Genomic DNA, 13,760 nt, shown 5'->3' on the forward strand with positions numbered 1-13,760 from the left:
TGTCTCCTCAGTCTCCCAAGGCAAGGAGTTTGATCTCTCCGTGCCAGTGTTGCGAAAGTCGTTCAGCTGCTTGCCACGCCCGAAGGCCGCTTCGGCAGGCGAAAACGGCGCGTTGGTGGCGCAGGGGGACGGGGCCGTCCGGCCCAAAATCTGCAACGCTGTAACGCGTCGCATTTGAAAGTGTTGGGCCTTGTTCTTCTTTGCCGCGCAGATCGATCAGGAAATCGTCCGTGCGGATCTGGGATGGAGCGATAAAGGAATGTTTGCACTCTGGATCGGGCGCGTTGTCAAAACGAAACCCGCCAAAGCGTAGCGTATGCGCATCACAAGTTATGAGTTGCCCCAGTGGCGCGATATTCCCGCTAAGAAGCATCATCGCCATTTGTGCCTGCAGACTGCCGACCACCCCGACACTTGGACCCAGAACGCCGTCGGTGTCACAGGATCCAAGCTGATCTGGCAGATCAGGGAAAACGGCTCGTAAGCCGGGCTTGCCGCCACAAAAGCCGCCCACATATCCTTGCGTCCCAACCACGCTGGCGCTGATCAGGGGCTGGCCTGTCCGAATGCAATAGTCCGAAGCCATGTAGCTGACTGCAAAACTGTCAGCGCAATCGAGAAGCAGAGTCACGCCGTCGCAAAGACCCTCAATGTTCGACGGGTCGAGACGCACCGTGACTGGGTCTACACGTGTTTCGCAATTCAATGCAGCTAGGCTGCAGGCGGCCACTTCCGCTTTGGGTTGGCCGATATGTGTCTCACGAAACAGTGTTTGACGGTGTAGATTGGTGATGTCGACAACATCCTCATCGACAAGACGGATGTACCCGACGCCAGCGCCGACGAGGTATTGCAAGACGGGTACGGCCAAACCACCCGCACCAATCACCAGAACGATGCTGTTTGCCAGTCGGGACTGCGTTTGGTTTCCTAAGATCGCAGTTTGGCGGGCATAGCGCTTCATTTGCAAACATCCAGCCAAGTTCGTACCCGCGCTTCTGGATCGGTGTGCAGCGTGATATCGGTGACGGCCGACACGATATTGGCACCGGCATCAAAGGCGCCCGCAGCCCGTTCCACGCTCATTCCGCCAATGGCAACAAGAGGGGTCTCTCCGATCCGTTCTTTCCAGATTGTCAGTTTTTCGATCCCTTGTTGGTGCCATTTCATCTTCTTGAGAATGGTTGGATAGACCGGACCAAGTGCCACGTAGTCAGGCGCGAGGGTCAGGGCACGGGAAAGTTCGTCGTCATCATGCGTTGATACTCCCAGTTTCAAACCTTTCCGACGGATGGCACTGAGATCTGCGGAATCCAAATCTTCCTGACCCAAATGTACCCAGTCGCAGGACAATTCGATGGCCAGTTGCCAATAGTCGTTTACAACCAGCACAGCATCATGATGGCGGCAAAGGTCGCGCGCTTCGGTCAGTTGTGCTCGCAGTACCTCTTGGGGCTGGTCTTTGATCCTGAGCTGAACAAGTCTCACACCCAACGGCAGCATGCGACGTAACCAAGCCACATCATCAAAGATGGGGTAGAAGCGAGCCAAGGTCATAGGAATGCTTTTCCCAGCACCGGAGTAGACGGTGCCGCCATGTCTCTGGGCTCCATTGGGTCTGCCTGTGCGGCCAGCGCGCCAGCTTCGACCGCGCGCGCAAAGCCCTCGGCCATTGTAGCCGGGTCGCCCGCCTTCGCCACGGCTGTGTTCAACAGAACCGCGTCATATCCAAGCTCAATCGCATGGGCCGCCTGTGACGGAAGACCAAGGCCCGCATCCACCACCAATGAGATATCCGGGAAATTCGCGCGCAAGCTGCGCAGACCGTAGATATTGTTCAGCCCCAGTCCGGTCCCGATGGGCGAACCCCAGGGCATCAGAACCTTGCAGCCGACCTCGACCAGTCGTTCACATAGGACTAGATCTTCGGTGCAATAGGGAAATACCTCAAAGCCGTCTTCTGCCAGCGTTGCTGCAGCTTCAACCAATCCAAAGGGGTCCGGTTGTAGCGTATCAGCGTTGCCGATGACCTCAAGCTTGATCCAATTCGTGTCAAACAACTCGCGCGCCATTTGTGCGGTGGTCACTGCCTCGCGGACGGAGTGGCAGCCAGCCGTATTGGGCAATACCGCAACGCCGAGCTCTTGAATGAGCGCCCAGAAGTCTTGGCCCGCCTGTTCGCTATCGGCCTCGCGCCGTACAGACACGGTCACTGTCCCTGCCTCTGATCTGCGAAAGGCCTCGGCAAGAATGGCGGGCGAGGGGTATTGCGCGCTTCCAAGCATCAAACGGGATGCAATGACTTTGCCGTAGAATTCCGGCATCTCAACCCCCTTGTCTCGGTGCAACAATTTCCACCCGATCGCCGTTCTTTAAAGGCTGGGTTTGGCGCAGCGCCTTGGGCACAAAAGCTTCGTTGAGAGATGTGGCAACCTTGGCATCGCCTTTGCCCAGCTCCATTAACAAACCGGCCAATGTCGATGATGCGATCTCCATCGCTTCACCGTTCACGATGATCTTCATACCAAACCTCCGGTATTTTGCCTGTCAGCACTAAATCTGCTGTCATCTGCGCCAGTGCGGGCGCCAGCAGAAAACCATGCCGAAACAGCCCATTTGCATAGATGCGTCCCTCAAACTTCCTTATACGCGGTTGATTGTCTGGGAAGGCAGGGCGCGCATCTACGCCGATCTGCAAAAGTTCGGCGTCGCCAAAAGCGGGGTGCAGCGCATATGCTGCACTCATCAATTCCATGACAGAACGCAGTTTGGCGTGGTGCCGATCAGTGCTTTCGATCTGGGTGGCTCCCAGCATGAAAACACCGTCCCCACGTGGGACGATATATAGAGGAAATCGAGGATGGAGCAGGCGCACAGGGCGGGCCAAGGTTACATCCCTGGATCGGACCATCAACATCTCGCCTTTCACACCACGAAGGTCAGGCAATTTGTCACTTGCGGCAAGACCACGGCAATCAATCACCTGTCCCTGTCCCTGTCCCTGTCCCTGTCCCTCGCCGTTGAAGCGCGCGACATGTTGAGACAGTTGAGCGTGAAGGGTCATCAATGCGATGCGAGGATCAAGATGCGCTTCATCTTCGATGAATAGTGCTTTTGAAAAATGCTCGGCCAAATGCGGCTCAAGGGCGCTCAGCGATTTACGATCGAGCATTTGGGCTTTTGACACACGCTTTGCAAAGGTGGCCAACTCACTTTGGTCGCGCCCGAGGGCTACAACAAGGGTGCCTTGCCGGATCACATTTACGCCGTTCGTTTCCCACCAATCCGCGGCGATGCGGCCCTTGCGAACGACCACTTGCCCTGCACTGACACCCTCACAATCAGGTGCCAGCATGCCCCCAGCCCACCACGAACACGCATGCTCCCCCGGAGCGCCGTGTGAATCCATAACGGTCACGCGTGCGCCCCGCCTTGTCAATTCTGCCGCGATAGCCAAGCCACAGACGCCACCGCCCAATATGGTGAATATGCCGCTCATCTCCAAAGCGCATGAAAGTGGTGGACCGGGCCATGGCCTTGTCCGACCTCCAATGCGTCGGCTGCCAGAATTGCCCCCTGCAACCATGCATGCGCGCGACCAACCGACTGATCCAAGGCAAGCCCTTGCGCCATGCAGGCCGCAATAGCAGATGACAATGAGCAACCAGTCCCATGGGTGTTGCGCGTTTCCACGCGAGGGGCAGAAAATGTCTGCGTGCCATCGCGTGCCACCAGTTCATCGATGCAAGTGGCGCCTTCAGCGTGCCCGCCCTTCATCAAAACCGCTCCAGCACCCAGATCCATCAAGCGCGACGCCTGCTGACTTGTCGTTCCTTTGCCAACCAGTTTTTCAGCCTCGGGCAAATTGGGGGTCACCAGCGTTGCGCGGCCAAATAGCTGCGACCTTAGTGCTTCAATTGCGTTGTCCGCCAGCAAAGCATCTCCGGATTTGGCGACCATCACAGGATCCAAAACCACCGGCCCCTCAAAGCGATGCAAGGCTTTGGCCACGGCTTCGATAAGACTTGGCGTCCCCAGCACACCTATCTTGATTGCGTGAATTTCGATGTCATCGAGAACCGCATCTATCTGCGCGGTCACGATGTCATCAGGGATCGAATGGATGGCAGTCACAGCTTGAGTATTCTGCGCTGTAATCGCGGTGACCACTGATGCTCCGTAGACTCCCATCGCTGTGAAGGATTTGAGGTCAGCCTGAACACCGGCTCCGCCGCTGGAATCGGAACCCGCGATTGTCAGTGCCTTGGCCACCATAATACCACCACTTTGGTCTCAATGGTCAGGACACATGCTGAGAATTCTCAGAGCGGCTACTTGCGCCATCACTGTTTCCTCCGCCGGTCCTAACCGGTTCAGGTTCAATGGGTTTGCGCTGCGCGCATCTCAGCCCCGAAGTGGGCACCCCAACAGATTGGCCTTGTGATTAAGTCATGGCTCTGATTCCGTCAAACAGATATCTTCGCGCGCCGGTGCCATCGCTGCTACGAAACAGTCTGAAACGAGAACTAGTCTCTTAATTTTCACACGAGCGTTCCTTTTTTGTCGGGAATTTGAATGGTCGATTTGTTTGTTCCGCGTCGACCGAATGCGTGTCTTCAAATCGCTGGCGCTGTGAGCGCCACAGGCATCGCATCCTTAGGACCCGACTGCCGCGCTTTCGGAGTTCATTTTCAAAAATTCAAAAGTCAGGGTTTCCAGCTCCGATTGGCCTCGTGGGTCAGGAGCCTCAAGCGCCTGATCCGTACGGAACGTGATCAACTGGCCAAACAGATCGAAGGGTTGCTGGATCGCATCGTGGACGCCAAGAGCGACACACTCATCGCAGCCTATGAAAAGCGCATTGATAAGATGGAGCGACAAAAGCTGATCCTCGATGAAAAACTCGCCAACCAGCGCGAAAGCCTGCACCCCTTTGGCGACATGTTCGAACACGCCATGGCATTCCTCGCAAACCCTTGGAACATCTGGAAAAGTGGCGATCTGACCCTGCAAAGAAAGGTCCTGAGACTGACCTTCGCCGACCAAATCCGCTACGCCCGCAAAACAGGACTTCGAACACCAAAAACCACCTTACCATTCAAGGTGTTATAGGGGTTTGGTCGTCAAATGAGTGAAATGGCGGAGAGACAGGCCGCCATGCAAGTCTGATTTTAAAAGAGAAAAATAGTACTCTTCTGCGTACCCGCCAAAATACCCGCCTAAGAAAACCTCAGATATTCAGATGGTCTTGAAGGAACGCATTTTGCTTAGATAGGCTCTTGGATACACTTGCTTTTGCAATGACCGCTTGTTGTGCCAAATCCGAATATTCATCGAGAACTATTGTACTGTTCTTTGGTCCAAACAGTGAAAAAAACGCTCCCCCGCCTGCGCCTACCAAAGAACCAACCACATCGTCGGTGAACGCAATACCTAGTGCTGCTCCAGCTATTGAAGCCCCTATCGTGAACGCACCATTGTACATTCTTCCATATGCCTCATTGCGCAGGCGTTTTTTCGGGCGCAGATCGGTTACAAGAAGAAGCCTGGAGTATACGGCGGCAAGCCATCCGTTGTGGTCGACAACACGCTGGATCGTCAGTTCACGGTCGATGCCCCGGATCGCGTGTGGGTGACTGATATCACTTATCTTCGCACACATGAGGGCTTCGCCTATCTCTGCGTGGTCATCGATCTGTTCTCAAGACGTGTCGTCGGTTGGGCAGTCCAGTCACGACAAACCTCAGAACTCACAGTTCAGGCTTTGCTCATGGCGATCTGGCGACGCAAGCCTGGGCCAGGCCTGTTGATCCACTCCGACCAAGGTGCCCAATTCACCAGCCGTGAATGGGCAGCGTTCCTGCGCGATCACAACCTGGAACACTCGATGAGCCGCAGAGGCAATTGTCATGACAACGCTGTGGCCGAAAGCTTCTTTCAGCTTTTGAAACGAGAGAAGGTCAGGCGTCGAAAATACCGAACCCGCGAGGAAGCCAGGCGCGACGTCTTCGAATACATCGAGCTCTTCTGCAACCCAAAGCGCAAGCACACGAACAACGGCATGCTGTCGCCCGTTGACTTCGAACAAAGACAGCTCAATCTGGAAAAGGCAGGTGTCTAGGAAACTAGGGGCACCTCAGTTCACAGTATCATAGAAGAGAAGAAGAGTGCGTAAGTGTGAAATACTAGGTGTGTAGTGTGGGTAATAGAGGGCTTGTGACATGGCTTTTAGAGTATGCTCTTACTTGAATGAAAATCTGAAGCCCATTCTATCAGCAAGTTCCAGAAAAGCACCTGCTCATTGGGTCAAAAAATTACTGCAAGAACCTTCGTGACCGACGGTTCGCCGCCACCTTTGCAACGACTTGCACATAACCTCAAGTCCTCCTAGCTGTTCAGCTCAGTCGCGGCAAAGGGTGCACAGCCTAGAACCTTCATCCCGGTTAATCTAACTGCATTTCTGAACGACATCCAGAAGTCCACGATTGGGACAGCGTCTTAGGACGACATTGACAATCTGTTCGAAGACTTGGGCCAGATATCAACCAAACCTCGCTGGTCAGAGGAGGCTATGACCGACCGTTCGATATGAATATTGTTCACTCCATACCTGGAAGTTCCGCAATCTGGTGCAAGATCATATTCCAGCCAATCACTCTCCGAATAGCCGCAGTCTGTGATATTTGATTGTTGGGAGCAATTTCAGCGGCATGACTTGCCCATAACAGATGTTTCCGCTCCACGCCTAGCGCTTCGGCTAGCCAAAACAGCATCGTCGGACAGTTAATCGCGTTGTAAACTCGGCGCGCTGGCCGTTCGGGTGGCTGGTGGTCATTAAGCCATCTAAGCCAATGGTGCCTTTGGTCACGGTAAGTCGCACGTCCTCGCCCCGGCCCAACGTCCAAGTTGTTTTCCAGCATAGTCGTGAGGGGTGCGGTGTATTCGTCAGGCTTAACCAAACCGTTGACGGTCAACGATAGCTCTGACGAGGTCATTTCGATTTCTGAAGGAACTGATCGCATTTCAATTCAGTACCGGATTGGAAGACGAGGACAAGAGCGGATATATTGCAACGAGTTGCAACGTCGATGCGCCTTGTCCTGCAATTGTTACAAGACCGGACACAACCGGCCACAGACGATGCCTCCACCTCGCATTTATGAGAGATATGCGTAAGCGTCCGATGAACCCGACCTAACGCGCACCGCTGGCGGAGGCTAAGTGTCCACCATCGATAGTGGACACTGTGAGGCACTCTATGAGCAGGCGTAAGAAGCGGTTCTGGGCGGATGAGGAGAAGCGTGAGATTTGCGCGCAGGCGGCGACGCCGGGGATGTCGGTGGCACAGGTTGCGCGGCGGTATGCGGTCAATGCGAACCTTATTTTCAAATGGCTGAAGGACCCGCGGTTTGCACCAGAGGCTGATGCGCTCGATCAGGAAGCGACGTTTCTGTCGGTTGAGATCGAGGCTGATGCCGCCCACGCACCCGCACCAATCGACGTGTCAACGTCGTCTCCATCTGCCACTCTTTCGGCCAGCCGCATAGATATCACCCTGTCGGATGGGTGGCGCATCCTGATCGAAGGGCCGACCGCGCTGCCCGCTTTGGTCAGCTTGGTGCAAGGCCCGGCGGTTTGCGGCAAGCACGGGCAAAACCGATCTTCGATGATCTGGAAGCCTGGCTACACGCGCAACTGCCCAAGATATCGGGTAAATCGCCACTGGCGCAGGCCATCCGCTACGCGCTTGGCCGGATCCCAAAGGCGCGGCCATATCTTGAGAACGGACATCTGGAGCTGGATAACAACACTGCCGAACGGGCCGTCAAACCTGTGGCTATCGGCCGGAAGAACTGGATGTTCGCGGGTTCAGAAGGTGGCGGCAAAGCAATGGCAATTGCCCTTACCCTGATCGAGACCGCCAAGCTCAACAACGTCGACCCGCAAGCCTGGCTCACATGGGTCCTTGCCCAGATCGCCGATCATAAGATCACACGCCTCGACGAACTCCTCCCCTGGCGTTACGCTGCTCAAGCAGCGTAACAGTATGCGCATCCGCTCAACAGGGCGGGTTTAACGGACGGGCACGTTCTTTTAAGCAGGTGGTAACGTCAACCATTGAACTTCGGCGGCTTGGGGATGGTCTTTTGCCGTGGGCGACTAAGTTCGCGTGACCCTTGCAGATTTTGATAGTTTTTGTGTGCAAGCCCTAGGTTTTTGGCTTTTCTCGCTACATTCGGCCGCGGTGTCGCTGCTCTGATCTTTGCTTTCAGTTGATCGATATAGTCGGTCATCCCTGTCTCTCCGCTGCCGTGTGATTGATCGCTGCAAATCCGTTGCCATCTCACTTGATAAGATTTTGCACCACGTCCGTCATCTACATCTTACACTGTGTGACGCAGCTGCGATGTCTTCCCTTGGCGCACATGAAAAGTGTGCTTTGTTGGTGATGGTTTCTCATATTATGTTCACCCAGAGATCGGATTATGGAAGCCGGCGGACATGCTACTGGCGATTTTTATGCGCTACCATGCACCTGACCGACAGTCATGGCTGCATAGGTTCAGCAGATTTTATGCGCTTCCGGATCAGATCACTACGTTTCTGATTTTAAACAGCACGTTTCTTTGTTTTGGCGAAGATGCTCTGCTACCTACCCAGATGAACGGAGGAGCTTATGGTACGGTTTCTTTTAATATGCAGTCTGTTGATTTCTTATGTTTTTCCTTCTCGTGCTGTTGCTGAGTGGTCCACTCACCCAACTATGGACGCCTGCTTAAATGATGACGCTTTTATTGCTCAAATACGACGTGTGGCTGGTGACAGTTTGGCTAACCTCACGCTTGAAGCGCGCGATCGCAATCGCTTACTACCGCTGCATATCCAGGACTATGCTGTCTTCTACGAAGTGTCCGTTTCGGAGCAGGCTACGGTTACAACTGATGAAAGCTGGAGTAGCCAGGATAGCAACCGAACTGGATCTGCATCTGGCAGATTTCTTGGGTTTGAGTTCGGATCTTGTGCACCCGTATAGGTAGCTCCTGAAACAGTTCGGCAGACAATGGCTTACGAATTGAAACTGGATGAGGGTTGTCGTCCGATAAGCGGTACGGCGACGCGATCAAGCACAACCGACTCCCATGTTCGTTTAACAGCCAGTGAGGATGGCACAACTTTTTCATATGAAGTTGGTAACGCGCCAGACACACAGTATGCAGAAGTAATATGTATCGACAGAGGATATCGTATTCAGGTGCCGATTAGATGGAGCAATACTTACAATGGAGGTGGAACTGTGCCTTACGGCTCAAGTGTAAAGACGTCTCCAGATTTTGGCTGCATGTTGGGAGTGTGCCGCACAGAGAGAATGTCAATGACGTTGACCTTTAGCTGCGATGTTGGTGGTAAAGTCGATTCCGCCCCAACGACGACATTGACAGTCAACGATCCAAAGATCCGCTACGACTTTAGCCAGCGACAGATTACAGATCACCCGGAGAACGATACCGGTAAGCCGACTGTCGGATTAACTATCGGTAAAATCGCAGCATCCTCTTTTGCTAATTTTTCTTGGACACATGCGAATCTCGGGTCTGGAATATGCGTTCAGGGACAGCTCAATTTGGACGTGGTCGTGGATGCTGAAATTCTGATTGCGAGTGAGTACGATCAAGACCGTTGCGAGGCCAATGCGATACTTGCTCATGAAATGAAATATCGGAACATCTATGCAAAAGAAGCTGAAAATTTGATCGACCGGATTGTATCTCGGGTTGAAATGACAAGCCGTGCATCTTCAAGATTGCCAGTACTGACAGATGTCCTTCCCGGTGAAAAACCAGCGAGTGCTGGTCAATCCGTTCAGAACCTTGCTGCCAGGCAGATCCAGCGCATTCTTGATGAGGAGGTCCAAATCTCTTTGGTCAATACAAACCGTCTCGACCGTGGACTGGATGCTGCCGAGCCATTCGACGTTGTATTGTCAGTTTGCCCCTAAGAGCCGTTCTTACATACACCGTACCTGGTTAAATCACGATGGGTTCAAGGTAGGCCGTTTGTCGCGCTTGGAAAATCTGGCGGTGGACGCTGTTTTTGGCTCTGGATACTGGACTTGCCGATCTCACTGTGCTGGACACGCGACATTTTGTTGCCCCGTCTTGATGGTTGCTCTCTTCGGTGTAGCCTAAAGACGTTATTTCATCATCTATTTGGAGAAGAACTATGGAAATTGATACAGGTCGTTTGCCAGGCACTCTAGACGTTTTGCTCTCAGCAGCTATCGCATTCACTGTGGATGACGGTGAAGATGAACCGTTTGAGGTTGTCACGCGTCGCGTCGATCCCGTCGATTTATCTTCAATTTTGGAGTTGGAACTACGGCCTTCGCATGCCGCTTCGTTGAAGTTCGTAATAGAGCAAGTGGCTAACGTGGATGGTGCGTTCTTGTGGATGGAGAGTGAAGCAAAGGGAAGCTGGCTGTTTGTTACGGCAGCAGGAGGTATCGGTAGCAAATCCGGTGTTTTTCTTGCTGATCGGCTTGTTAAGGGCTCCATTTTTGACGACGATGAGGAGTTGTATGAGAACGAATTCGGTGATCGACCAACTGACGCTTCGGCATGTGGCTACTGCCATAGTATCTGGGGCACTAAAGACTTGAATATCTCATGCGGAGACTGCTCGGACGTTTTCCTCAGTTCAGATCCATTTAGAGTAGCGTTGTCCGAACAGATCATTGAATTGAACGGCGAAGATATGACCGACATCTTGCGGGTTATCGAAGGTGAGGAGGCCAGATTTATGCTCCCGACCGTTCAGCTGGATAATGTTCGTCGCTCGTGAAAGGGTAGACGAACGGTATGTTACCAGTCGGTCTTTGTCGCACCTATCGCTGCGATTTCAAAAGGGGCGTTCCAGACCACTTACCCGCTTCGATGCTTAGGATATCTTTATGCGAGAGGCGTCGTCCTGTTTGTTGCATACCAGCAAAGTGGTATGAGCAACCACAAAATTATGACTGTGACCAAATCGCTTGTTTAATGCATCAGTTTGGCAGAAACCGTTCTTTAGTCTTTTGTTGTAGAGGCACATCGCAATCGCCAAAAAAGGGTAATTTGATGACCTATATTGTCGGTTTAATCTTTTATACTCAGGTATCATATTAGTTGGTCTGGATATTAGATAGTAAGTCAGTTCCAGGGTGTTCTCGATGCATCTAAGCCTCGACGATTGTGTCAAATGCCAATAAAAGATGACCTAGTCGGCGTCCGATCATGATCGATAATATCGATCCAGACGCCGTGAGTGATATAGTCAAAAAAGGAAGAACCGAGCATTGAATACTGAACAAAGTATGTCAGCCGGCCTCGCAATACGCATACCATCTGGCGAGATAGCAACAGATACTGTGATCATGTACCGAGTTGTTGTGTATTCGACCGACGGGTGCATCGCTGAAATGCCGGTTGATCTCACAATGCGTGAAGAGGCCGCGGTATGAATGGGTTTCCAATCGACACGGTCGTTTTGGTAGACAGCTCCGGCATTGACGCCGATCCGGTTTGCCTACCGAAAGTGTCTCTGCCTAAGGGGGCAGTCCTGCTGACACACATGCCCAAAGTACCGATGGCGACTTATCAGATCGACGGGCAGAAGGTTTCCGTGGCCTACCGTCCTGAACCATTCGACCCAAAGCAGCTTAGTACCTTCGTTGCAGCTGCGCGGACTTGGCCGGGCGCGGCTGAGGCGGTGGAAGGTGCGACGGGTTACTTTGTGATCGGCAGTGATCTATCGCCGGAAGGTCATGAACAAACCGAGTCCACTTCGATGGCCGTATCCCGCATGGCGGCTGCTGTAGCAAGCTCTTACAATGGAAAGGCGTTGTTTTGGAAACCGTCGGGTGCTCTTGTGGACCCCAAAGAGTTCGTTAGCAATCTAGATGACCCGAACTTGTCACCGAGCCTTGTAAGTACGTGGGTGCATATGTCGTGGTTCCGCGGCGATCCTCTCCCAGGTAGCACGGCAGAGCGCCCACCCTTGGCCGTGAGCACGACCGGATTAGCGCGCTTTGTCGGTCGTGAGATTGAGCTTCTGCCAACAGACTTGCCAGCAGCCCAGATCGCTGAACTCGTTATCTTTGTGAGCCGGTACTTAATCCGCTCCGGACCAGTACTGGCGAGTGGCCACACGCTTGGCTTTGACGAGCGGCGCGCGGTTAAGGTGGATCTGCTGGATGAAGGTTTGCGACCTGGCATCCCCGTGATTTCGTTGACCTATCGGCAAAACGAAATCACAGTGAGTGATTAGACTATACAACCGCCACAATTTGGGGTTGAGACGAAACTCGTCAAGTTGTTAACTCAAAATTAATTCACGGATTCGTGACTTTTTGGGTTGGGCTTCTATTTATGGCATTTTTGCTTCTTTTCGACCCGGCAAAACGTCGGCCTACAATTGCGTTTCGCGGTAGACAGTTCAGAGAGCTAGACAGGTACGCGTATGCACGTCTTGTGGGCATGCAACCCATGGGCCTGCCTCTGGCGCGGACGGGTGAGACCTTTGATCCGGCGATACTGCCGGATCACGTGGCCATCGATACGCCTGATGATGCGGATCTTCAGCCGACCGATTGCAATATCTTTTCGGGGCCTGGTTTCAACCTTATCGTCAGCCAGCGCGTGCGCGAGGTGATTGAGGGGGCTGGAGAGGACCGCGTTACGTTCTACCCGATCAACGTGGTCGACAAAGCGGGTGGTGGCGCTCAGCTGCCGGGTGAGTGGTTTTTTGTGGTCTTCGAAGACCCTTTCAACCCGGTGATCGAAGAACGTTCAACCCTGCTGAAGCTGTTTGCCAGTGGGGATATGAAAGAGATACCTGAAACTGCGCGCGATGCGCGGCTTGTGTGTCGGCGCGCTGACGTCGCTGGGCGCAGCTTTTGGACAGGCAAGGCAATGAAAGACCCCTGGCCGACTGGCGGCGACCAGACACCTTTTGCGGCGGCGCGACCGACATTCACCTATTGCTCTGATGCGGTCCACGATGCCTTGATCGCGGCCGGCGTGATGGATTTCGACTGGATCACAAAAATTGAAGAGGTGGATGATCCCGAAACGCTGCCGCTGACCCCGGGTCTGACTGGCGAACCAGTTGGGGTGGTACATCGCACACGCCTTGAAACCTTAGACCGACCCGAGGCCGAGGGCGACTATCGACCCTTTAGGAAACATCTCAGGCGGGGCGAACCGTGGGCGGGCGGCAACGTGCGCCTCGGCGTTCCTGGGCAGCGTGCGCCTGACCTTTACTTTCACAATGGGCTATTGGTTGCCTCTGTGGCTGCAAAGGCCGAGATTGAGGCATTGGAGCCTGGGCTGCACCGTTTTGAGCCGATCGAGTTCTTCAAATCGTTCGATCCATACGTGCCAGTAGAAGGCGGCTTAACGCATTTTGCCGTGCATCTTGGGGCCCCGATGCATGACCCAATCATTGCGGAAATGTCAGTGGGTGCAAGGACCACGATGAATTATGGGTTCGCACCCAGGTATTGGGAATCTGTCAGTCCGCTCGATCATGCTGTTGTCTTTGATGCGGACCTATGCGGCAACCGACACCTGTGGTGCCGTCCATACAACGCTGGTACCGATAAATATTTGTATTTTTCAGAAGCACTTCGGGCACGACTCGGCTTGCTAAATGTGCCTTTCGGTCTGACGACCGACTTCCCGCTTTACCATCGCCCAAGCATTAAACCTTTACCCTAGATTGAG

General features: G+C 53.5%; 12 protein-coding genes, 3 pseudogenes and 1 riboswitch. Of the genes and pseudogenes, 8 read left to right on the plus strand and 7 right to left on the minus strand.

Features of this window, described 5'->3' with window-relative positions:
• Window positions 1–7: 7 nt before the first annotated feature.
• Genes SLH49_RS11460 through thiD form a run of 6 tightly spaced genes read right to left on the minus strand, consistent with a single transcriptional unit; the run spans window position 8 to window position 4,275 of the window.
• Window positions 8–964, minus strand: a complete 957-nt coding sequence (locus SLH49_RS11460; protein ID WP_320269281.1) for a HesA/MoeB/ThiF family protein — start codon at window positions 962–964, stop codon at window positions 8–10.
• On the minus strand, window positions 961–1,557 hold the full coding sequence (locus SLH49_RS11465) for a thiamine phosphate synthase (RefSeq protein WP_320269282.1): 597 nt from the start codon (window positions 1,555–1,557) through the stop codon (window positions 961–963). The genes SLH49_RS11460 and SLH49_RS11465 overlap by 4 nt, the downstream gene beginning before the upstream one ends.
• Entirely contained in the window at window positions 1,554–2,324 is a 771-nt protein-coding gene (locus tag SLH49_RS11470) for a thiazole synthase (protein ID WP_320269283.1), read from the minus strand. Before SLH49_RS11470 ends, SLH49_RS11465 begins: the two co-directional genes overlap by 4 nt.
• A 1-nt stretch (window position 2,325) precedes the next feature.
• Entirely contained in the window at window positions 2,326–2,523 is a 198-nt protein-coding gene (gene thiS, locus SLH49_RS11475; RefSeq protein WP_320269284.1) for a sulfur carrier protein ThiS, read from the minus strand.
• Window positions 2,501–3,499, minus strand: coding sequence for an FAD-dependent oxidoreductase (locus SLH49_RS11480; RefSeq protein WP_320269285.1), 999 nt, complete (start codon window positions 3,497–3,499; stop codon window positions 2,501–2,503). Before SLH49_RS11480 ends, thiS begins: the two co-directional genes overlap by 23 nt.
• A complete protein-coding gene (thiD, locus tag SLH49_RS11485; RefSeq protein ID WP_320269286.1) occupies window positions 3,496–4,275 on the minus strand; it encodes a bifunctional hydroxymethylpyrimidine kinase/phosphomethylpyrimidine kinase in 780 nt (259 codons plus the stop codon). The genes SLH49_RS11480 and thiD overlap by 4 nt, the downstream gene beginning before the upstream one ends.
• 58 nt (window positions 4,276–4,333) lie before the next feature.
• Window positions 4,334–4,437: riboswitch (TPP riboswitch) on the minus strand.
• 138 nt (window positions 4,438–4,575) lie between these two features.
• Between thiD and SLH49_RS11490 the strand changes: the two genes are divergently transcribed.
• From SLH49_RS11490 to SLH49_RS11505, 4 genes and pseudogenes are all read left to right on the plus strand, one after another.
• Entirely contained in the window at window positions 4,576–5,112 is a 537-nt protein-coding gene (locus tag SLH49_RS11490) for a hypothetical protein (RefSeq protein ID WP_320269287.1), read from the plus strand.
• A 397-nt stretch (window positions 5,113–5,509) separates the two neighbouring features.
• A pseudogene (locus tag SLH49_RS11495) lies at window positions 5,510–6,121 on the plus strand (IS3 family transposase); the annotation flags it as partial.
• Between the two features lie 1,137 nt (window positions 6,122–7,258).
• Window positions 7,259–7,552: pseudogene (tnpA, locus tag SLH49_RS22360) on the plus strand (IS66-like element accessory protein TnpA); the annotation flags it as partial.
• Window positions 7,553–7,635: 83 nt separating this feature from the next.
• A pseudogene (locus tag SLH49_RS11505) lies at window positions 7,636–8,043 on the plus strand (IS66 family transposase); the annotation flags it as partial.
• A gap of 68 nt (window positions 8,044–8,111) precedes the next feature.
• Here SLH49_RS11505 and SLH49_RS11510 read toward each other — a convergent pair.
• Window positions 8,112–8,294 carry a hypothetical protein gene (locus SLH49_RS11510; protein WP_320269288.1) on the minus strand — a complete coding sequence of 61 codons (183 nt, stop codon included), beginning with the start codon at window positions 8,292–8,294 and terminating at the stop codon, window positions 8,112–8,114.
• 1,079 nt (window positions 8,295–9,373) lie between these two features.
• Here SLH49_RS11510 and SLH49_RS11515 point away from each other — a divergent pair.
• The 4 genes from SLH49_RS11515 (at window position 9,374) to SLH49_RS11530 (ending at window position 13,754) form a co-directional block, all read left to right on the plus strand.
• Complete coding sequence (locus tag SLH49_RS11515; RefSeq protein WP_320269289.1) at window positions 9,374–9,997, plus strand: hypothetical protein; 624 nt, start codon at window positions 9,374–9,376, stop codon at window positions 9,995–9,997.
• A gap of 224 nt (window positions 9,998–10,221) precedes the next feature.
• On the plus strand, window positions 10,222–10,839 hold the full coding sequence (locus SLH49_RS11520) for a hypothetical protein (protein ID WP_320269290.1): 618 nt from the start codon (window positions 10,222–10,224) through the stop codon (window positions 10,837–10,839).
• Between the two features lie 654 nt (window positions 10,840–11,493).
• Window positions 11,494–12,303, plus strand: a complete 810-nt coding sequence (locus tag SLH49_RS11525) for a DUF4261 domain-containing protein (protein WP_320269291.1) — start codon at window positions 11,494–11,496, stop codon at window positions 12,301–12,303.
• A gap of 218 nt (window positions 12,304–12,521) precedes the next feature.
• Window positions 12,522–13,754 carry a hypothetical protein gene (locus SLH49_RS11530; RefSeq protein ID WP_320269292.1) on the plus strand — a complete coding sequence of 411 codons (1,233 nt, stop codon included), beginning with the start codon at window positions 12,522–12,524 and terminating at the stop codon, window positions 13,752–13,754.
• Window positions 13,755–13,760: the final 6 nt, after the last annotated feature.

The organism is Cognatiyoonia sp. IB215446 (genome assembly GCF_033963825.1).
Classification (GTDB): Bacteria; Pseudomonadota; Alphaproteobacteria; order Rhodobacterales; family Rhodobacteraceae; genus Yoonia.

Bases quoted from the DNA above. Each gene is read 5' to 3' on its own strand.
- SLH49_RS11515 (WP_320269289.1), top strand. From the start codon at position 9,374: ATGACGTTGACCTTTAGCTGCGATGTTGGTGGTAAAGTCGATTCCGCC.
- thiD (WP_320269286.1), bottom strand. From the start codon at position 4,275: ATGGTGGCCAAGGCACTGACAATCGCGGGTTCCGATTCCAGCGGCGGA.
- SLH49_RS11510 (WP_320269288.1), bottom strand. From the start codon at position 8,294: ATGACCGACTATATCGATCAACTGAAAGCAAAGATCAGAGCAGCGACA.
- SLH49_RS11490 (WP_320269287.1), top strand. From the start codon at position 4,576: ATGGTCGATTTGTTTGTTCCGCGTCGACCGAATGCGTGTCTTCAAATC.
- SLH49_RS11465 (WP_320269282.1), bottom strand. From the start codon at position 1,557: ATGACCTTGGCTCGCTTCTACCCCATCTTTGATGATGTGGCTTGGTTA.
- SLH49_RS11480 (WP_320269285.1), bottom strand. From the start codon at position 3,499: ATGAGCGGCATATTCACCATATTGGGCGGTGGCGTCTGTGGCTTGGCT.
- SLH49_RS11470 (WP_320269283.1), bottom strand. From the start codon at position 2,324: ATGCCGGAATTCTACGGCAAAGTCATTGCATCCCGTTTGATGCTTGGA.
- SLH49_RS11520 (WP_320269290.1), top strand. From the start codon at position 10,222: ATGGAAATTGATACAGGTCGTTTGCCAGGCACTCTAGACGTTTTGCTC.
- SLH49_RS11460 (WP_320269281.1), bottom strand. From the start codon at position 964: ATGAAGCGCTATGCCCGCCAAACTGCGATCTTAGGAAACCAAACGCAG.
- thiS (WP_320269284.1), bottom strand. From the start codon at position 2,523: ATGAAGATCATCGTGAACGGTGAAGCGATGGAGATCGCATCATCGACA.
- SLH49_RS11525 (WP_320269291.1), top strand. From the start codon at position 11,494: ATGAATGGGTTTCCAATCGACACGGTCGTTTTGGTAGACAGCTCCGGC.
- SLH49_RS11530 (WP_320269292.1), top strand. From the start codon at position 12,522: ATGGGCCTGCCTCTGGCGCGGACGGGTGAGACCTTTGATCCGGCGATA.